The 20,284-nt window shown below is 31.3% G+C and carries 19 protein-coding genes and 1 tRNA gene; 3 read left to right on the top strand and 17 right to left on the bottom strand.

All coding sequences use genetic code 11. From position 1 onward, the window contains the following. Window positions 1-151 precede the first annotated feature (151 nt). The 5 genes from ACP5FO_RS06545 to ACP5FO_RS06525 all read right to left on the bottom strand — a co-directional run bounded on the left by ACP5FO_RS06545 (window position 152) and on the right by ACP5FO_RS06525 (window position 5,901). Window positions 152-227 (bottom strand) — tRNA-Phe (locus tag ACP5FO_RS06545). A gap of 64 nt (window positions 228-291) precedes the next feature. After that, on the bottom strand, window positions 292-1,065 hold the full coding sequence (locus ACP5FO_RS06540) for an enoyl-CoA hydratase/isomerase family protein (RefSeq protein WP_428157214.1): 774 nt from the start codon (window positions 1,063-1,065) through the stop codon (window positions 292-294). 23 nt (window positions 1,066-1,088) lie between these two features. Further along, window positions 1,089-3,998 carry a formate dehydrogenase subunit alpha gene (gene fdhF, locus ACP5FO_RS06535; RefSeq protein ID WP_428157213.1) on the bottom strand — a complete coding sequence of 970 codons (2,910 nt, stop codon included), beginning with the start codon at window positions 3,996-3,998 and terminating at the stop codon, window positions 1,089-1,091. Next, window positions 3,995-5,461 carry an NADH-ubiquinone oxidoreductase-F iron-sulfur binding region domain-containing protein gene (locus tag ACP5FO_RS06530; protein WP_428157212.1) on the bottom strand — a complete coding sequence of 489 codons (1,467 nt, stop codon included), beginning with the start codon at window positions 5,459-5,461 and terminating at the stop codon, window positions 3,995-3,997. The genes fdhF and ACP5FO_RS06530 overlap by 4 nt, the downstream gene beginning before the upstream one ends. Then, window positions 5,458-5,901, bottom strand: coding sequence for an NAD(P)H-dependent oxidoreductase subunit E (locus ACP5FO_RS06525; protein WP_025392492.1), 444 nt, complete (start codon window positions 5,899-5,901; stop codon window positions 5,458-5,460). Before ACP5FO_RS06525 ends, ACP5FO_RS06530 begins: the two co-directional genes overlap by 4 nt. A 139-nt stretch (window positions 5,902-6,040) precedes the next feature. Between ACP5FO_RS06525 and ACP5FO_RS06520 the strand changes: the two genes are divergently transcribed. Continuing rightward, entirely contained in the window at window positions 6,041-7,201 is a 1,161-nt protein-coding gene (locus tag ACP5FO_RS06520) for an MFS transporter (protein ID WP_428157211.1), read from the top strand. Here the strand turns inward: ACP5FO_RS06520 and ACP5FO_RS06515 are convergent. The 12 genes from ACP5FO_RS06515 to ACP5FO_RS06460 are packed head-to-tail and all read right to left on the bottom strand — an operon-like array spanning window position 7,195 to window position 19,093. Next, the gene (locus ACP5FO_RS06515) at window positions 7,195-7,704 is read right to left on the bottom strand and encodes a MotE family protein (protein ID WP_428157210.1); all 510 of its coding nucleotides are present in this window, start codon (window positions 7,702-7,704) and stop codon (window positions 7,195-7,197) included. The two genes, ACP5FO_RS06520 and ACP5FO_RS06515, sit on opposite strands and share 7 nt — an antisense overlap. Then, window positions 7,634-8,071 carry a flagellar FliJ family protein gene (locus tag ACP5FO_RS06510; RefSeq protein WP_428157209.1) on the bottom strand — a complete coding sequence of 146 codons (438 nt, stop codon included), beginning with the start codon at window positions 8,069-8,071 and terminating at the stop codon, window positions 7,634-7,636. Before ACP5FO_RS06510 ends, ACP5FO_RS06515 begins: the two co-directional genes overlap by 71 nt. 3 nt (window positions 8,072-8,074) lie before the next feature. Next, window positions 8,075-9,376, bottom strand: coding sequence for a FliI/YscN family ATPase (locus ACP5FO_RS06505; RefSeq protein WP_428157208.1), 1,302 nt, complete (start codon window positions 9,374-9,376; stop codon window positions 8,075-8,077). Further along, window positions 9,366-9,992, bottom strand: coding sequence for a FliH/SctL family protein (locus ACP5FO_RS06500; protein ID WP_428110008.1), 627 nt, complete (start codon window positions 9,990-9,992; stop codon window positions 9,366-9,368). The genes ACP5FO_RS06505 and ACP5FO_RS06500 overlap by 11 nt, the downstream gene beginning before the upstream one ends. Then, on the bottom strand, window positions 9,989-11,020 hold the full coding sequence (gene fliG, locus ACP5FO_RS06495) for a flagellar motor switch protein FliG (RefSeq protein ID WP_428110010.1): 1,032 nt from the start codon (window positions 11,018-11,020) through the stop codon (window positions 9,989-9,991). Before fliG ends, ACP5FO_RS06500 begins: the two co-directional genes overlap by 4 nt. Window positions 11,021-11,029: 9 nt before the next feature. Continuing rightward, window positions 11,030-12,691, bottom strand: a complete 1,662-nt coding sequence (gene fliF / locus ACP5FO_RS06490; RefSeq protein WP_428110014.1) for a flagellar basal-body MS-ring/collar protein FliF — start codon at window positions 12,689-12,691, stop codon at window positions 11,030-11,032. 15 nt (window positions 12,692-12,706) lie between these two features. Then, a complete protein-coding gene (gene fliE, locus ACP5FO_RS06485; RefSeq protein ID WP_428110018.1) occupies window positions 12,707-13,000 on the bottom strand; it encodes a flagellar hook-basal body complex protein FliE in 294 nt (97 codons plus the stop codon). Window positions 13,001-13,044: 44 nt separating this feature from the next. Continuing rightward, on the bottom strand, window positions 13,045-13,449 hold the full coding sequence (gene flgC, locus ACP5FO_RS06480) for a flagellar basal body rod protein FlgC (RefSeq protein ID WP_428110022.1): 405 nt from the start codon (window positions 13,447-13,449) through the stop codon (window positions 13,045-13,047). 3 nt (window positions 13,450-13,452) lie between these two features. After that, window positions 13,453-13,845 (bottom strand): flagellar basal body rod protein FlgB, encoded by a 393-nt coding sequence (gene flgB / locus ACP5FO_RS06475; RefSeq protein ID WP_428110026.1) that lies wholly within the window; start codon window positions 13,843-13,845, stop codon window positions 13,453-13,455. A 50-nt stretch (window positions 13,846-13,895) separates the two neighbouring features. Beyond that, complete coding sequence (locus tag ACP5FO_RS06470) at window positions 13,896-15,038, bottom strand: sigma-54-dependent transcriptional regulator (protein WP_428110029.1); 1,143 nt, start codon at window positions 15,036-15,038, stop codon at window positions 13,896-13,898. Then, window positions 15,035-18,283, bottom strand: coding sequence for an AsmA-like C-terminal region-containing protein (locus tag ACP5FO_RS06465; protein ID WP_428157207.1), 3,249 nt, complete (start codon window positions 18,281-18,283; stop codon window positions 15,035-15,037). The genes ACP5FO_RS06470 and ACP5FO_RS06465 overlap by 4 nt, the downstream gene beginning before the upstream one ends. A 3-nt stretch (window positions 18,284-18,286) precedes the next feature. Continuing rightward, window positions 18,287-19,093, bottom strand: coding sequence for a DsbA family protein (locus tag ACP5FO_RS06460; protein WP_428157206.1), 807 nt, complete (start codon window positions 19,091-19,093; stop codon window positions 18,287-18,289). 119 nt (window positions 19,094-19,212) lie between these two features. Here ACP5FO_RS06460 and ACP5FO_RS06455 point away from each other — a divergent pair, with 119 nt between their 5' ends. Then, window positions 19,213-19,452: a hypothetical protein gene (locus tag ACP5FO_RS06455; RefSeq protein ID WP_025392478.1), complete on the top strand. Its 240-nt coding sequence runs from the start codon at window positions 19,213-19,215 to the stop codon at window positions 19,450-19,452. Window positions 19,453-19,617: 165 nt separating this feature from the next. Next, on the top strand, window positions 19,618-20,284 hold a 667-nt coding region (locus ACP5FO_RS06450), incomplete at its 3' end, for a hypothetical protein (protein ID WP_428157205.1).

Raw genomic sequence — 20,284 nt, 5'->3', positions numbered from 1 at the left:
GGGTAAGCATGAAACTCGTGGTGCAAATATGGTGCAACAGAATACTAAAAAAGATTAAAAATGATTAAAAGTATTTAAAAAACTTTGTATTTTATCTTTATATGTTTTGTTAAATAATTGCTTTTTAAATAGGATTTTTAAAGGAAAATAATGGTGCCGAGACGTGGAATCGAACCACGGACACAGGGATTTTCAGTCCCTTGCTCTACCGACTGAGCTATCTCGGCACGCAATTACTAGTATAAAAAAAATTCTTTAGTTGTCAACTCAAAAAATCTAAAACTATAAAGGTTATCTTTTCTTAAAATTAGGCTGTCTTTTTTCAATAAATGCATTAACACCTTCAACGGCATCTTCTGTAGCAGCCAAACTTGCAAATAGCTCGCTCATATAGTCTGCTGCTTTGTGGTACTCAAGATCACTCATTTTGTATATACCGGTTTTGCCAATTTCTAACGCGAGTGGGCTTTTGCTGGCAAGTGTATTTGCAAGCTCAAGTGTTGCTTCTTCTAATTTTTCATCATCTACAACACGATTTATAAGCCCAAACTCAAGTGCCTGCTGGGCTGATATAATTTCACCGGTTAAAACCATTTCAAGGGCTCTTTTTCTACCAACAAGTCTTGTTAATGGTACAGCAGGACCAAGGCAAATCAAACCCACGTTTATGGCTGTTGTGCCAAATTTTGCACTTTTTGCAGCAACAGCTAAGTCACACGCAAAAACAAGTCCTGCGCCATTTGCAAGCGCATAACCATGAACCTGAGCAATTACTGGTTTTTTCATATTTGCAATTGTATGATTATGCTCATCCATTAGTTTTATGAATTCCCTATATTCTTTATGTGATCTTCCCTTTCTAAATTCTTCAAGCTCAATACCTACGGAAAAATTTTTTCCATTTGCTTTGATAATTACAACAGCCACATTTTCATCATTATCAAAGTTTACAAGTGCATCATTTAATTGTCTTGCAAAAGCTACATTAAAAGTATTCCAGTTTTCAGGCCTATTAAGTGTGATAAAACCGATTTTACCTTCTTTGGATATTAGAATCTCACTCATTAAATTCCTCCTATTAATGATTTTTAAACTCTTTCTATTACCTGTTTTAGTTGATAATCAATTGGTTCAATTGTTTTCAATGTATTAATTTTATCTGTGTCCCAATTTTTCTTTATGTGATTTACTATTAGCTGTGTTCTTGTTTCTTGTGGGTATTTTTCAAAAAAATTAAAAACCTTTATGTATTGTTCCAAAATGTCTGGATTTTTAGTTTGATTTATCTCGTAGGTTTCTTTATCTGCTTTTTTAATATTTACAAGCATAAATTTATATTCTGGTGTATCTGTAGCCCAATCCGTATTTTGTGACAATAAGGCATTTGTCTTTGGATCTGTAAAATGGAATGTTGTAAACAAAACACCAGGCTTTATTTTATCTGTAACTTTTGCTTTTAATGTGATTTTTGCGCTTTCGCTTTTGACTTCAACCAGATCATTATTTGATATATTTAGCTTAACAGCGTCTTTTTCGTTAATTTCAAGGTAATCAGAATCATAAAAAGCAACATTTTTAGTTTTGCGTGTTTGGTTGCTTGAATTGTAATGGAATAGGTTCCTGCCGGTTGTCAATATGTAAGGGTAGGTATCGTTTAGCAATTGGTTTGCTACGTAATTGGTTATAAAAAATTTGCCTTTTTTGTTTAAAAACTCGTCTGTGTGAAGTATACGTGTGCCTGTTTGATTTTTACTATCAACTGGCCACAATAGCGAGCCGTAATTTTGTAGTTTCTCATAAGTTAAAGTACTAAATTGTGGACTAAGTAGAGCAATTTCGTTGAATATTTCTTCTTCGCTATTGTAATCCATAGGATAGCCAAGTTTTTTTGAAAGCTCAGTGATGATTTTATACTCATCAATGCCGCTTAGTGGTTCTATAACTTTGTTAACTTTTGAGACCCGTCTTTCCCAGTTTGTGAATGTGCCATTTTTTTCTAAATAAGATGAACCTGGCAACACCACATGGGCAAATTGTGTAGTTGGGCTTAAAAATAATTCTTGCACTACAAGAAATTCTAAAGAACTCAATGCCTCTTTGATATGGTAAGTGTTTGGGTCAGTTTGGAAGACATCTTCTCCTACAATATACATACCTTTAAGTCTACCATCAATTGCTGCTTTAAACATTTGAGGTATAGTAAAACCAACGTTTGTATCAAGTATCTTTTTCCATACAGATTCAAATGTTTTGCGTGTTTGTTCGTCGCTTATATGCCTATAAAAGGTAAATACATTTGGAAAAGCACCCATATCAGAAGCGCCTTGAACATTATTTTGGCCTCTTAAAGGCGAAACACCACAGCCTTCTTTTCCTATAAAGCCACACAACATTGCAAGGTTAGTTAAACAAAAAACACCGCTTGAGCCAAATGTATGTTCAGTTACTCCAAGACCGTAAACAATTGTAGCTTTTTTTGAAGTGGCAAATTCTCTGGCTGCTTTTTCAATTAAATGGCTATCTACACCTGCTATTTTTGATACATTAGTTGGATTGTATTCGTCACTTGATATGAAATCCAGCCATAATTTGAAAGAATCTATATCGCATTTGTTTTCTATGAAATCTTTATCATCCAGATTTTCTTTCACAATTACATGAGCTATTGAATTTAATAAAGCAACATTTGTACCTGGGTATGGTTGCAGGTGGAGAGCTTTTATATGAGGTTGTTTTGCTAAATCTATTCCTCTTGGATCAATAACTATGAGTTTTTTACCTGATATTGCAAGTTGTCTAATTAATGAGCCAACCACAGGGTGTGCATGTGTTGTATTTGAGCCTACCACCATTATGCATTCGGCTTTTTTTAGAGATTCAATATCTGCTGTGCCAGCACCGGTTCCAAATGCTAAGCCAAGCGCAAAACCGGTTGGCATATGGCATACTCTGGCACAATTATCAATATTGTTGTTTTCAAATGCGCATCTGGCTAATTTTTGAACCAAAAAAACTTCTTCGTTTGTGCATCTTGAAGAGGCAAGGGCAGCAAGTGCATATTTTGAGTATTTTTCTTTAATATTCTTAAACTTCCATGCAACAAAATCAAGCGCTTCTTCTAGTGTAGTTTCTTTGAAATCATCAGCAATTTTTTCTCTTATAAGTGGTTTTTTTATGCGTTCACTTGAATTTACAAATTCCCATGCAAATCGCCCCTTTACGCACAAATGGCCTTCATTTGGACCTTTATCGTCTCCAACGATATTCACTATTGTATTTGCTTTTGATTCAACAATTACATGACAGCCAACACCACAAAAACCGCATGTAGTTTTTGTAAAATTATAACCAGAGCCATTTTGGACAACATTTTTTTCAATTAAAGCACCCGTTGGACAAGCCTTTACGCATGCGCCACACGATACGCACTCTGAATTAATAAAATCGTTAATACCTGGTTTAATATGCGAATCATATCCTCTTGATAGTATTGTTAGAGCGAAATTTCCTTGAATTTCATCGCAAGCCCTCACGCACCTTGCACACATTATGCATTTTGATGAGTCAAACTCAAAATAAGGATTTGAACTATCTTTGTAGCTTTTTATATGTGTTTTTGTATTAAATCTTACATCTCTTATGCCAACTAGACTTGCAGCTTCTTGAAGCTCGCATCTTAAATTATTTGGGCAGGTTGTGCAATCAAAGTTGTGTTCGCTTAAATAAAGTTCTAAAATATTTCTTCTTATTTTGTTAATTTTTTCTGATTGAGTACAAACAACCATGCCATCTTGGGCCAATGTTGTACAGCTTGCAGAAAATCCTTTTTTGCCTTCTATCTCAACAATACATAATCTGCATGAGCCGTAAGGTTTTAAATGCTCAAAAGCACAAAGTGTCGGAATTTTTATACCGGCATTTCTGGCTGCTTCCAGTATTGTTTGACCTTCAAAAGCTTTAACTTTTTTGCTATCTATAACTAAGTTTATTTCATTCATTGTATATCTCCTATACCAAAATCATTGCCAAAATATTTTAGACTGCTTAGCACACTTAAATGTGTTAATCCCCCAAGTCCGCATAAAGATGCCTCTTTTAGCGTATCCAGTAAATCATACAGAAGAATTAAGTTTGATTGCGTGTTTAGGTGTAAGTCGGTTAGAATTTCTTTTAATCTTACCTGACCAATTCTGCAAGGTGTACATTTTCCACATGACTCATGGATATAAAAATCGATTAAATTGAGCAATATATCTTTCATGTTTGTGTTTTTATTAAACGCTACTACGCTTGCATGACCTAATATAAAGCCTTCTTTGCTTAACTCATCATTGTTTAATTTTAAATAAAATTTTTCTTTGGGTACAAATGCCCCAAGTGGACCACCAATTTGAACAGCTTTAATATCATCTATGGGTGTATCTGCGAATTTGCTTATTAATTCTTCTATGGTTATATCATTTGCAACCTCAAACAAACCGCTCCTTTTTACTGCGCCGCTTAATTGAAGTGGCGTGGTATGAGTATCTCTTGAACCTTCAAATAACCTTACAATATCAATAAAGCTTAATACATTGTTAATCAGTGTGGGTTTATTAAAAAGACCGCTTATAGCTGGTAGTGGTGGACGAGGGCGTACGAGGCCTCTTTTATTTTCAAGACTCTCAATCAGAGCTGTTTCTTCTCCACAAACATAGGCGCCACCGCCAGTTACAATATATAAATCAAATTCGTAACTGTCGTTTTTACCCAGGTAATTATTTTGATAAGCAATATCAATAGCTTTTTGAAGAACTTTTTTTGCATTAGGATATTCTGACCTTAAATATACAATACCTTCTTTTGCATTAACTGTTATTCCAGCTATTATCATAGCTTCAATTAAACTAAATGGATCGTTTTCCATAATTAGTCTATCTGCAAAAGAACCAGAATCACCTTCATCAGCATTGCATATAACATATTTTATATCGGATTGTACGTTTAACACTGTTTGCCATTTTATATAGGCAGGAAAAAATGCACCCCCTCTGCCTCTAATATCCGCAATCTTTATTTTTTCGATAACATCTTTTGGCTCCATTTTTAAAACTGTTTCTAAAGCCCTAAACCCTCCAAGTTTTTTATAATCTTCGATACTTGTTGGGTCGTTTTTGCCTAAATTTTTAAATATTACTCTATGTTGATTTTTTAGATAAGGTTGATTGTCTATATTATCTATAAGATTTTTTGAATTAAGTGGATTTTTTAAAATATTTTCAATATCAATATTTTCTACATTTGAGATTGCAATTTGTTTATTATCCTGCTCAATTTCCAAAAGTGGTTCAAGCCACATTAATGCACGTGTTGAACGTTTGTTGAGAGTGAATGTCGGGTTATTTATACCTTTTAATTTTTCAAAAATTTCAAACGAACCAACGGACTGAGCGCAAGTATCTAAAGATATATAAATATTCATATATTCCTCTTTAATTGTGTCAATATATTATCAAACTTTTCCTTATTCATATCACCATATACTATACCATCAATCATAACAGAAGGTGAACGTGGACAATTTCCAAGACAATAAACACTATCTAAAAAGAAATCTTCATTGTGATCGCCTATATTTAAATTTAATGTAGTTTTTATGTAATCAACAATATCTTTAACATTTTTTGCCTGACAACTCTCTGCCTGGCAAACCCGTATATGATGTTTGTATGTTTTTGGTTCCAGGCGAAAATCTTTATAAAATGTTATAAAACCATACAACTCTGCATAAGATAAGTTAAAGGATTTACATAATTCATTAATTGATTTTTGTGGTATGTAACCAAGATTATCTTGAATAGAACGCAAAGTATTAAGTAGTTTTCCTGTTTCTTTTAATTTGAATTCTTCAGTATTGTTCATATTAATCCTCCTAATTAAACATAGCAATTATATTATATATAATTTAATTGTTAAATTCAACAGTACATTATAAAATTAAATAAATATGAAATTGTAATTTAAAACTTGATTAAATACGGTATTTGCTTATGATAAAAATATGAGTTCCAAAGCTTTTTTTGTTTTGATGTACATAACCATTATTACAATTGGCGCAATATATGTGCCACAGCCACTTTTGCCAGAAATCAGCAGATATTTTGATTGCAACATGAATACTGTATCTTTAATTATAAGTGTGGCTCTACTTCCTTTGGCGATCATTCCGATTGTATATGGTTATATTTTATCTTTTTTTACACCAAAAAGATTAATTTTAATATCTTTGATTATTCTTGTTTTTGTAAACCTTTTTATATCAATTTCACAGAGCATATATTTGATAATTTTTTTGAGATTGATTGAAGGTTTTTTAATATCTGCCGTGCTTACATCAAATATGACTTATATATCTTTAAGTGTGGAAACTGACAAGGTAGCGCTATACATGTCATACTACATTGCGGTAACCATTATGGGTGGTTTTTCAGGTAGGTTAATATCCGGTATTATTGCTTATTATTTGTCATGGAGGTTTAGTTTTTATTTTGTTACACTTAGTTTTATTATTGGCGCATTATTAGCTTTATATCTTGTTGAAGATATAAAAAATTTAGTAGTTTCTGATGTGGTAAAGCATGAAAGTCTTTTTAAGGGTTATTTATCTGTAGTAAAAAATAAACTTTACTTTTTTGTTTATATGGCGGTTTTTTGTATGTTTTTTGTTTTTGCTGCTTTGACAAACTTTTTGCCATTTAGAATTGAAAGTATAGATAAAAGTAGCTCCGAGATTACAATAGGACTTGCCTATAGCGGTTACTTAATGGGTATATTTGTGTCTTTTTTGGCTACAAAGTTTGTTAAAATTTTTGGCAACCAGATTAAAGCCATGATATTTGGTTTTTTTGTGTATATCAGCGCTATCTTGATTTTAAATATACCAAATATCTACATTATTTTTGGCGGTATGTTTATTTTTTGCGGCGGTATGTTTTTGATACACTCTGTGGCAAGTGGCTTTTTAAATAAATTAGCAAAGGATAAAAAAGGTATAGTAAATGGTATATATATAGCTTCATATTATAGTGGAGGTGTTATTGGTTCCTATGCTCCAGGTTTTGTATACAAACAATTTGGGTGGCATTCCTTTAGTGCATTGCTTATTTTTATACTTTTAATAGGGTTGGCAAGTATTTTCCAATTTAGAAAAAACTCTTATTGATGTTTTGATTTCAGGTATAAGCTAAATATATTTGCTGCTGTTTTAGGATCCATTTTTGAAATTATTGCGCCTGCTTGTCGTGATTGCATGTATGTTAAAATTTCTGCTGCTATTTGTGGGTCCATGTTTGATAATTCCTGAGCTGCTGCTGAAGGTTTTGCTTGAGCATATATTATTGCTAACTTTTGAATTTTTTGACTGACTATATTTTTTTGCAAATCTTCTAACTCTTTTTTTGCTTGTGCTATCTGGTTATTAAGGTTTTGCAGCTGATTTTTTAGAGCGTTTTGATTTTGTTCTAAATGTTTTCTTTGATTTATTATATCTTGCTGTTGTGATTTTAGTTGCGCACTTTTTTCATCAATAATCTTTTCTAATGCTTTTAGTTCATTGATTTTTTGGTTTATATCACTTAAGTTTTGTCCGTAGGATTTATTTATTCCTGGTATAAAAAATAGAGCTAATATCATTAATAAAATTTTGTTCTTTGAGCTTTTCTTCATATATATACCTCTCTTTATAGTGTTCTTTTAATTTTTCAAATTTTTTAATTTCCTTGTGAATATTTTTTATTATTTTTATTTGTGACTCTTTTTTTGCTTTTAGTTCTTCTAAATCTTTTTGCGTAGTCTTAATTTCATATTCCAATGCTAAAACTCCATCAGCTATATACTTTAAGACATTAAAATCTATATTAGTTTTGATATGGTCATCAAATCGTTTATATAAACTTTTTATTTGATTATTCAATTCAGAGATAAGAAGCGTTTTTTGCTTTATTTGATTATTTATGTTGTTGAGTTTAATTATTTCTATATTCATTAAGTTTTCTTTTAAATTTTTAATTTTTTCGAGTTTAAAGGCAAACATAAGTTACTCAATAGCCTTATTTAAGGAGTCAATAGTTTGAGAGAATTCATACGAATCATTTACGCCTTGAACCAGAAAATCATTTATTTTGTTAATCACTTTTAAACTTGCATCAATATCCGGATTTGAACCCATAGAATATGCACCAATGTTTATTAAATCTTCTGCTTGTTCAAAAATGGACAGATACTTTCTTAGTTTATTTGCTAAAAATTTGTGTTCACTGTTAACCACTGAAGGCATCAGTCTGGAGACGCTTTTAAGAATATCTATGGCTGGGTAGTGGTTTTTTTCGGCTATTCTTCTTGATAGTACAATATGCCCGTCCAAAATGGAACGTGCAGAATCTGCTATGGGCTCATTAAAATCATCACCATCAACCAACACTGTATATATTGCAGTAATGCTGCCTTTTTGGAATTTTCCCGGTATTTCCATAAGTCTTGGCAAAAGAGAAAATACGCTTGGAGTGTAGCCTTTCATAGTAGGTGGTTCACCTATTGCAAGGCCAATTTCACGCTGTGCCATCGCAAATCGTGTTACAGAGTCCATCATAAACATTACATCAAGTCCTTGATCACTAAAGTATTTTGCAATAGCGCTTGCCAAAAACGCGCCTTCACGCCTCAAAAGTGGGGCTTCATCGCTTGTAGCGACAACCACCACACTTTTTTTTAAACCTTCTTCTTGTAGGTCGTTTTCTATGAATTCTCTGACTTCACGTCCTCTTTCTCCAATTAACGCGATTACATTAACATCAGCTTTAGCTTTTTTTGCAATCATACCAAGAAGAGTAGATTTACCAACACCGCTGCCTGCAAATATACCAATTCTTTGACCCTTTCCAAGTGTTAAAAGTGCATCAATGGCTTTTATTTTAGTTACAATAGGCTCATTGATTATTTCTCTTTTCATTGGATCTATTGGTTTTGGATATAGGGGCAGATGCTTTTCTATCATTATTTGTCCTTTTGAGTCAATAGGCTTACCCAAAGCATTAAGTATTCTTCCAAGTATATCTTTGCCAACACCAACTTTTAGGCCATTTGCCCTAGAGCGGACGATACTTTCAAGTTTTATACCATCCATATTACCAAGAGGCATTAGTACGACATTTTTATCCCTAAAACCAACAACCTCTGCTTCAATATAGCCATTTTCGTTTTCTATCAAGCACACATCGCCTACTTTTATATCGCTTGGACCGTTTGAAACTATTGTTAAGCCAACCACTTCTTTAATTTTGCCACAATTTACTATAAAGTTATTGTTTTCTAAAAGCTGTTTTATTTTACTATGATTCATTGATTAGACTACGTTTTAATTCTTCCAATTTTGTATTGATACTCGCATCTATAATATTTGAGTCTTCTTCAATTATAATAGTGCCAATTGCTGCACCAGGATCAGCAATTATTTCTATATTTTCAAATTCCTTTTCTATTAATTTTGCTTGTTGGGCGTTTAATTTTAGTTTAATTTTATCAAATTTTGTTAGCGATAGAGATTTTTTAATTAAATTTTTGATTGTATCAGGATTTTGGATTTCTTTTTCTATTATTTTTTGCGCAATTTCGATTGCTATGTTAATAATTTCGTTTTCAATGTTATTGATTCTCTCTTTTAATACGTTTATATTAATGTCAATTGCTTGAATTGATTTTTCAAGTTCCATTTTTGAGTTTGATATTATAGTTTCATACTGACTTTTTAGGCTTAATAATTGTTGCTCGTAATTTTGAGTGTTTTCGGTTTTACCTTTTTCGTATCCGTCACTAAAAGCTTTTTGGTAAATTTCATCTATGTTTGGTGATGGTTCTTGTGGTGTTCTAACTGTTTCTTGCTCGCTTTGTGTTTTTTTTGGTATTTCATTTTCGCTAAATTCTTCTAAAGCAAAATCTTCTATTAATAACCTTTTCATTCAAGCATTTCCTCCCCGCCACCACTTATTGATATTACACCTTCTTCGTCAAGTCGTCTTACAATATCAACAATAGATTTTTGGGCACGTTCTACATCTTTTACCTTTACAGGACCTAAGAATTCCATTTCTTCTTTTAGTGTTTCTGCCGCTCTGTTTGACATATTTGAGAAAAACTTTTTACTCAATTCTTCTGGTGCACCCTTTAGAGCTATGGTCAAATCTTTTTTATCAACATGCTTTAGTATTTCCTGGATATCTGAATTGGAAAGTTTTATAATATCTTCAAATACAAACATCATATCACGTATTTTACTTGCAAGGTCAGGATTTTTCTCAGCAATTTGATCTACCAATGATTTTGATTCTGTTCTACCCATACGGTTTATAATTTCGGATACGGTTCTGATACCGCCAATTTCTATATTACTGCCACTCAAATCTTCCATTTTGGTTTCTAGCATTTCAGAAACGCGCTTTATAACATTGGGTGATATATTTTCTAATGAAGCCATCCTGAGTACTATATCTATCTGATTTTCTTTTGGCAACAAAGATAACACTTCTGCAGATTTAGATTGGTCGAGGTGAGATAGTATAACAGCTATAGTCTGTGGGTGTTCATTTTGTATAAATTTTACCAATTGTTTTGGGTCAATGTTTTCTAAATATCCAAATCCGACGTTGGATTCTAATAATTTTACTAATTTGTCAATAATTTTTCTTGCTTCATCTTGCCCTAGTGTTTTAATTAGTAACTCTTTTGCATATTCTAACCCGCCCGTACTTGCATATTCTTTAGCTTTCAACATTTGATAAAATTCTCTAACGACAGCTTTTGATATATTTGGGTTAATTTTTTTCATAAGCGCTATTTCTCTGCTAATCGCTTCAATTTCATTTTTGCTTAAATTTTTAAATAGTTTTGTAGATACTTCATCGCCAAGTGCAACAGATAAAATTGCGGCTTTTTGGTAAGCTGTTAGATCGTTGATTGAATTTATTGTCTGCGCTGCCTGTGCACACATAGACTAACCTCATTTTGAAGAAATGTAAGCTTTTAATACCGAAGATGCTTCCTCGGGGTTTTTCTCGACTTCTTCTTTTAATTTTTTTTCTATTACCTTGTCTTTTAAAGCTTCTTCGTCCAATGCGTTTTCGCTTTCTAGTTCTTTAGATATTTCTTCTTCTAGGTCTTTGATACTTTTGCCCTCTATCTTTGATTCTACGCCACCTTGTGCGTAAGCTTTAGCAGCTTCTTTTTGTTGATAGGAAATTTCACCTTTTTTATGAGATAATACATTATTAATAAATTTTCGTAAAAATAAGAAATAAAATAAAATTAATAAAATTATGCTAATCAAATACTTTAACAATGGGTAGTATTGCGTTAAATTTGATACTAGACTCATTTGCTTTGGTTTTGTGGTTTCAAATTGCATATTTACTACGCTTACTGTATCTCCCCTTTGGGGATTATAGCCTATTGCCTGCTCTACAGTTTTCTTTATATCAGACATTTGTGTTGAAGACAATGGTGAATATACTTCTTTTTTAGTTTTTTTATTGTATTGATAATTTCCATCTACGATTACAGCAGCACTTACTCGTCTAATTTTAATTAATGGTTCAACTACGTTTGTTTCTGTTTGACTAATTTCATAATTAGTAGTGTTTTTTGTTTTTTCGCTAACAAGCGGGCTTTGTTGGGAAGTAGCAGTTGTTGGTGTTGCGGTTGTTGTTGTTGAAGCAGCTGCGTTAGCAGGTTGGTTTGCTCCAATATTTGATATGACCCCGGGTATACCGCCGTTAGTTTGTGACCAATTTTTTTCTTCTTCTGTTTGCTCACTTCGAACAACACTATTTGGATCATACTTGATGCTTTTTTGTGTAACTTTGCTTAAGTCTAAATCTACATTTACAGTTGTAACTATCTGGTTTTCACCTACTATTGGCAAAAGTAAGTCTTTTATTTTATGAGCGTATTCTTTTTCAATCAATTGTTTATATTGAAGTTCACTGCTTGCTATTGTCTCGTCTGAATTTTCTTTTTTTGAAAGTAAATTACCATTTGTATCTACTATAGTTACATTGTCTGGTGTTAGGTTAGGCACACTTGCTGCCACTAACTTTTGTATGGCGTACACTTGATTGTGGCTAATTTGTGAGTTTAATTTTAACACAATTGAAGCGGTAGGAGGCTGTTCTTTCTCTACAAAAACGGAAGGCTTTGGTATAGCCAGGTTTACTCGAGCAGAATCTACACTCGATATGTTCTCGATTGTGCGTGTTAGTTCGCCTTCAAGAGCTCTTGTGTAGTCTACATTTTCCAGGAAACTTGTCATACTTAAATTTTGTTTGTCGAATATTTCAAAACCTACCACTCCACCACTTGGTAAACCTTTTGCCGCTAAATCCAGTCTTAACTTGTAAACTGAATCTCTTGGCACTTCAATTGTGTTACCACTAACAATTTTGTATGGTATTTTTTGTTGGTCTAAGTAATTAGTTATGCTTGAAGCATCTTTATCGTTTAGGTTAGAAAATAACACAGCGTAATTAACCCGTGAACCAATCAAAAAAATTAATGTCAAAGCTAAAATCAACCCTGCAAAAGATGAAAACAATACCACCTTTTGATTTTTTGACATCCTATTATAAAAATTTTTGATTTCTTCAAGAAATTTTTTTATGTCCATATAATAACACTAAACTCAAACTTGCATATTCATAATTTGATTGTATGCTTGAACTGCTTTGTTTTTAACCTCCAACAAAAGTCTCATAGATACATCTGCTTTTTCTATTGCCATAACAGCATCTTGAATGTTATCCATCTTGCCTGTGGATATTTCTTTTATAGCTGTGTCTGCAGCTATTTGCAGATTATTTACATCATTAATCGATTTTTTTAACAAATCAGCAAAACTTGCATTCTCATCATTTTTGTTATTATTATCGTTTATTTGTGTCGTTAGGTTGCTTGGAATTAGCGAATCTACTTTCATAAAAAACCGCCTACACAAAATAGTATAACATTTTTTAAAAAAAATCAAACACTTAGTACACTAATAATACTTTGAGCCATTTGTTTTGCCGCATTGAAAGCCGAGATATTTGCTTGATAGGAATTTGTAGCATCTAGCAAATTCACCATCTCAACTATTGGGTTAATATTAGGATATGCAACATAGCCTTTTGAGTTTGCCAGTGGATTTGTAGGATCATAAACTAATTTTGGAGGCGTATCGTCGCGTACAACATCAGCTACTTTGACACCATCTAAATATTTTGAAAATTTTTCACTTTCAAAAACTACATCTTTTCGTTTGTATGGTCCGCCTTCAGGCGTAGTTATTGTATTTGTATTTGCAATATTGCTTGATATAACATCTAACCTTAACCTTTGGGCTTGCATGCCGCTTGAAGCAACTGCTAAACTTCCAAAAAAGCTCATAATTTAAGCTCCTTGAGATGATGAAATTATATTTTTATATTCGCCAAACTTATACTTTGCAAAAGCCGTAAGTGCATTATATAAAATTTGATTTTTAGCTAAGGCGGCTTCTTGTGATGTGAGATTTACATTATTTTTGTCGTTTCTTTGACCATAAGAGTCAGTTTTGTCTACAATAATACTATTCTGAAAGTTTTCTTGAGGATTTATGTCGTTTGGGTTTGTAATGTATAAAGGCAACTTGTCATTATTTAAAAAATCGTTAAATTTTACCATTTTTTCTTTATAATTTGGAGTATCAATGTTTGCTATATTGCTTGCAATTACATTCTGTCTTAACGAAGCGACATCCATTCCAATTTGTATATAATTTATAGTAGTGTCATTAAAAAACATTCTAAAACCTCCAAAAAACATTCTCAATAAATTACTAGCAAAAACCGTTCTCAAATTCCATGCAAAAAAATATCTTCTTTGCTTAAAAAATTTTGTTTTGACAATATAATTGCCCTCTCAATTGTATTTTCAAGTTCTCTTACATTGCCTGGCCATGAATAGTTTAATAATACTTCTAATGCTTCTTGTGATATGTTTTGTGTGTTTTTTTGAAATTTTTTTGCATATTTCTTTATAAAGAAATCTATCAAAAAAGGAATATCTTCTACTCTTTCGTTCAATGGGCTTAAAAAAACAGGAAACACACTAATTCTATAAAATAAATCTTCTCTAAAAGTTCTACTTTTTACTTGCTCAATTAAATCTTTGTTTGTTGTACAGATAATTCTTGTATCAATTACTACACTTTGTGTGGAACCCAGTTTGTCAACCACTTTTTCTTGCAAAACTCTTAGTAGTTTTGCTTGAAGCTCAAAAGGCATTTCGCTAATCTCATCTAAAAGTAGTGTTCCACCAGTTGCCTGTTCAAATTTACCTTTGTATGATTTAATTGCACCGCTAAAAGCGCCTTTTTCATATCCAAACAGCTCTGATTCTAAAAGATTAGCAGGAATGCTTGCACAGTTTATGCTTATAAATTTTTCTTTTGCACGGTTAGATAATTTATGAATAAGTTTAGCAATCACTTCTTTGCCTGTACCTGTTTCTCCTTTAATTAATACCGTGGCATCAGTTTTTGCAACTTTATCAACCAAATCTAATGTTTCTTGCATTTTTTTACTTTTGAAGACAAATTCGTCGTCGACAACGCTTACTTCTTCTTGAGGTTTTAAATTGCAGTAGTTTTTGGTTAGTGAAATAATTTTTTCTATAGTTTCTTTACTAAAAGGTTTTACTATAAAATCAAATGCGCCAAGCTTTATAGCCAAAACCGCTGTTTCGATCGTTCCAAATGCTGTCATTATAACAAAAGGAGTGTTAATATTATTTTGTTTTATCTGTTTTAAAAGATCAATGCCATCTACTTTTGGCATTTTAAGATCGCTTAAAATTAAGTCAAATGATTCTTTTCTTAATATATTTAAGGCCTCTTTGGCATTTTGAGCTAAAATACATTCATGACCTAAATGTTTGAGTGTAGAAAACAATGCAATTCTCAATTGTTCATCATCATCTACAATTAGCACCTTCATTTTTTCTTCTCAGTGTTGTTGGTATTTCCATTCACACCAAGCAAATATGCTGGTAAAGTAATGGTGCGCGTAATTATATCAAGAAAACCTTTTCCTAAGCTTTCCCAGGGAACAGGATATAGATTCATTTTTCCATCCAAATAACCATCTACTCTAAAGCTTAAACCTGTAAAGCTTTTTTCTTTTCCACCAAGAATATGCCCTATAATGGGTATGCTTGAAATTAACCTATTTAGAAAAGTAAATGTAGTTATCATAAAAAGTGCATCAACATGATAATTTGTTAAATTGACATTAGCGTTTATAAACAAGTTATTTGCTGTACCTTTTACAGTTAGTGGTTTTTGAGTTTTTAATATGCCATCTTTTAAATCGAAAACGCCTACCATTTTGTTATAATAAAAACCTTTTCTCGCATCAAACTGACCTGCTAACAAGCCAACTATGTCAGCCAGTGTTAGTATTTTGTAAATGTCTGGAAAATTTTTAATATTTCCGTTTTCGGAAACAAATTTAATAGTTCCATTTAGTTTTTTTAAGTCTATTTCATCTGTAGATGGTGTGTTAAGTGTAGCCTTAAGTGTTGTAATTGATGGTTTTTTTGTTTTACTTTGAATGTAGTGTGCAAAAATATATGAATCTGTCGCATCGACATTGATTGTGTTTTGAGCCATATCTATGTATATGGATGTATTTGGTGCTTTCAGGCTAATATAGCGTTTACTTGCAAGCTCCAGGTGTGCATTAACATTATTAAATACAAGTGGTTTTGAATCTTCGATTATCAATTTGCCAATGTCAGCTTGCGCATAAATAGATATTTTCGGTATTTTAAACTTAATATCTCCTATATAGCTTTTTGTTTTGCTCTTTGTTTGTTTTATTATAAATTTTTGGCTTTTAGCATTTAAGTTAATTACAAGCGGTTCTAAATTAACATTACCTGTAAAACTTACGGGGTTTTGCATGATAAGTGCATTACCATTTTCTATTGTTGCATAATTTTTATTAAAAGATACATGGGCAGATTTGACAACAACATCATTACCATAAACCAAATCTGATACAATTAAATTATTTGAGTAAATGTATTGTAATTTTTTATCTTCAAGCCCGAGTTTGACGCTTCCATTTAAAATTGCTTCATCGATGGGTAGTTTGACTAAATTTTTAATTGTTGAAATTTTGAAATTTTTTAAGTTAATATTGCCATTGAATGATTTTGCTTTTGTATTGTATAAACCGTTAATTGAAAATGTATCGTCAAGTTTTACAGGGTTAAAGCTGATTAGATTTTTTTCATAATAGCCTTTTGCCGAAATCTCATCCACACCAAAACCATGTTCTTTAAATAGTTTTTTGCCTTCAATGTTGACATCAAAATTGATTTTTTTCAAATTGCCAGAGATAGATGAGGGCTTTATTGTTACCTCGCTTGTTGGCAGATAATTTTTATATGGTTTCAAATATGAAATATCTCTAATTTCATCTGGATTTATTTTTGCTCTAATTGTAGCTTTATAATAGACAGTATTTGAATGTTCTAGATATCCAGTAATATTGATAAAGGAATTGTCAGTGGCTAACTTTAGATTATTCGCACTAACCCTAAGTATTTGATTGTTTCTTTGTATATCAAATTTACCTATTAAATTTATAGGTTTTTGAGATATTTTTTTATCTTGCAGGCTTAAATTGGAATCAATATTTACATTGAAGTAAAAATGAGGCAATGAGTGCCAGTAATAGTTTTTTATGTCAATTATTGCGGTAAATGGACCTCTAATGTCTTTTGCATAATCAATATACTTTGCATCTTCGTGGCTTAAAATTGCTTTGTACAAAAAATCTTCTGTGTTTTTTGTAGATTCTCCATTTAGTACAAGGTGCATATCTGCCGGATAGCCTTTTTTTCGTGCAATTACAAGTTTTGAACTTATTAAATTTACTTTATCGCAATAACCGGTCCCATGAATGATTACGTCTTTTGGTGTAATTTGAATATTTGCAAATGTTATAGTAAAAGGGTAGGTGTTTTTTTCTACAATAAATCTGGTACTCTGTGCAACAAGTTCACCTGTATCTATTAAATTTTCTTTATCTTTAATTTTGCCTTTAAATGTCACTTTTTCTGCTTTTATCTGGCCGGAATATATATATTCCTGAATATGCTTTGGTAACAACGGTTTTATTTGATTATAGTCAATATAAGGTGTTTTAAAGAAACCAGCTATAGTGCTTTCTTCTAAGTTTTTTGTATCAATAGTGCCTTTTGCATTTATGAAATAGCCGTTTTTACTTAAAGTATCAATAAAAAATGCATGTGTATTTTTATTGTATTTAAAATTAATTGTTGGTTTTTCAATATTTAAATTTGCAACATTTATGTTGCTAAAATCAACACTGCCATTATAATTTTTAGTGTTAAGCTTGAGTTTTGCGCTTTTGCCCGAAATATTTTGTTTGTATGTAATTGTAGGTATATTTATGTAGAGCTCATCTTTAGAATAAGAAGCGCTTGGGTTGTTAAGTTTTAAACCTTTGTAGTTTATATCACTGATCTTTAAATTACCGCTTTGCAACTCTAAATTGTTTTTTAGCGTTAAAGTAGCTTTTGCACTTGAATTGTCAATTGCTTTTAAGTATGCTGGAAAATTTTGGGGTGAAAATTTTTTAATATTTAAGCTTACATGTAAATTATTTGGGTTTATATCGCCAGATAAAGTAGTGGGGCTATTGTTAACGTTTCCATCAAAATAAAAATTATTGTTTTTTGTTGTAAGGTTTAAAATTAGATCAAGTTTGCCGTCAATTTTATAATTTTCATAAGATGCACTAAGATGTTGTATTTCTATGGATAAAGGAAGTGGCTTTATAATTGTTTCAGCTTTTGCAGGAGTTTTTGAACGGTATGCAACTAAGCTTAACTGTTGTATTTTTAAATTGCCAAATGTGGGTTTTTTTGAAATTAATTCGCTTAATTTGAGTTTATAGGATAAGTGTTTTGCATTTGCTTTAAATTTAGATGAGCTAACTTCCAATTGCGATATGTTGACATTTATAGTGGTTAGTGTTTGAGAGATTTTGTAATTTTCAATTTTGTCTATTTTTATATGGGTTTTATTTTCTACAAGGTGCAAAAAGTATTGACTTTTTAAAAAAAAAGGCAGGCTAAAATAACCTGCCAGAATCAAAGCAATAAATGTTATCAGGATAATAAAAGCTATTAATAGCTTTTTTTTCATAAGTTATTTTACAAAATTTGCTAAGTTTGTTAAACCAACAATTACGATACCTGTTGTGTTTGTTTTTCTTATAATAATTGATGGTGTACCGTTTAATTTTTGCTTAAAAAACTCTTCTTTTAAATAATTAAGCTTTGCCTGGTATTTTGGTGTTAGTTGCTTAATCAGATTTTGGTTTTGGGATACAATTTTATCAACAGCTTCAAATGGAGCAGCTTCCACTTTTGCCAATGCGTCGGCTAAATTTGATTTTGATTCTATATTCCAAAATAACATTGAAGCCTGTGTTGATTTTTCTCCATGTACATCAAAAGGTATTACATAAAGCTTGATTTTGTTTTGTTTTGCAAGTTCAATTGCCTGGGCAAGTTCTTCTTTACAGAAAGGACAATACGGGTCAGATAAAATATAAACTTCAGTTTTTCCATTTCCAAAGCTTTTTTTCAAATCTGGATTTAGTGTTGACAAAACTCTATTAAACCATTCAATATTTACAGTATTGTAAGATTCTTTTACTTTAGGTTCAATCTGAGTTATAGAATTATTAGCATACGCTAAAAGGTTTGGTATAACATATTTACCATCATTTGATATCCAAAGATACTTATAAACGGTAACCGAGGCATTTTGTGGTTTTAGTGTTGCAATAAATGTTTTAAAACCAGATATTTGAAAATCGTTTGTTTGCTTTAGCTCAATATTAACATTTGGCGGCACAAGTTTTTTTGCTATTGCAGTGTAATCTGGTGTGGCATTTGCAAAAGAATACATTAAAACCAAACCCAAAAAAGCCAAAAAGATTTTTTTCATAGTTTTCCTCCAACACAAATAAGATAACAGAATTATATCCAAAAAAATATTTTTTGCAAACCATAAAATGAAAATATAAAAAATTTGCATTTTATAATAAAAATAATTAGAATATAAATATGTTTATATTTCTTGCAATTTTTGCTTTTTTAATTAACGTTCCTTTTGGGCGCTTGAGATCAAAAGTCAAAAAATTTTCCTGGCGTTGGTTTGCCTACATTCATTTACCAATTCCATTTATTGCACTTCCTAGAATTCTACTGGGTATCAGTTATTACTTTATACCGTTGTTTTTAGTGGCTTCTGTGGCAGGTCAGATTACAGGATCTAAAATTAAATTTGGCACCCAAAAGGTATAGCTAATAGTTTGAAATTGAAAAGTGATATATATTAATATAAATTTACTTATTAAAATTTGTGAAAGTGGGGATTGTTTGTAATAGAAAAGAACGATAAATTTTTTGTATATATAAATTTTAACCACTATTATTTCTATATAATTAAGAAACAGGAAATCCAAATATATGAGTAAAAAAATCTTTAAATCAAGATTATCGAGATACTTTGTGCTAAGCTGGGCTGCAATAAGCATAATTATTTTTATCATAGTTTTTATCGTGTTTGTAAGGCTTTATGAAAAAGTTTTAATTAATACTGAGTCAGAACTTTCGACCATCGCAAGACAAAGTGCATTTGCTGTACAAACATACATAGAACTCTTGCATATGGCAGAAACTTCATTTAAGGATTCAATTGAAGAAAACTTTTTCACATATAAAATTCCAGGAATTACAAAAAATATCGTAGATAAAAACCCAGATATTTATGCTGTATTGATTGTTGCACACGATAAACAAATAATCTATTCTTATCCTCAAAAATTTGAAGACAAATTAGCAAAACAAATAACAATATGTAGCAAAAGTGAAATTAATATTAGTAGTGCATTTAGAGCAGATAATATACTGATGGTTACAGACTGCATACCTTTTTCTAAAGGTTATATATTGGTAAGCAGGGTTCCTGTGCTGATGATTGTAAAACCTTTAATAAATGTCCAATATAAATCGTTTAATATGTTTATATTAAAAAAAGACGGTAGCCTTCAAAACAGCTTAAAAAAAATAGATTTACCTGATTATAAAGATTATATACAACTATCCCAACACACAAGTGGCTATTTTAAGACAG

The sequence above is a fragment of the Desulfurella sp. genome (assembly GCF_049977265.1).
Lineage (GTDB): Bacteria > Campylobacterota_A > Desulfurellia > Desulfurellales > Desulfurellaceae > Desulfurella.
Note: the sequence above shows the minus strand (reverse complement) of the source record. Positions and strands in the feature narration are given on the sequence as shown.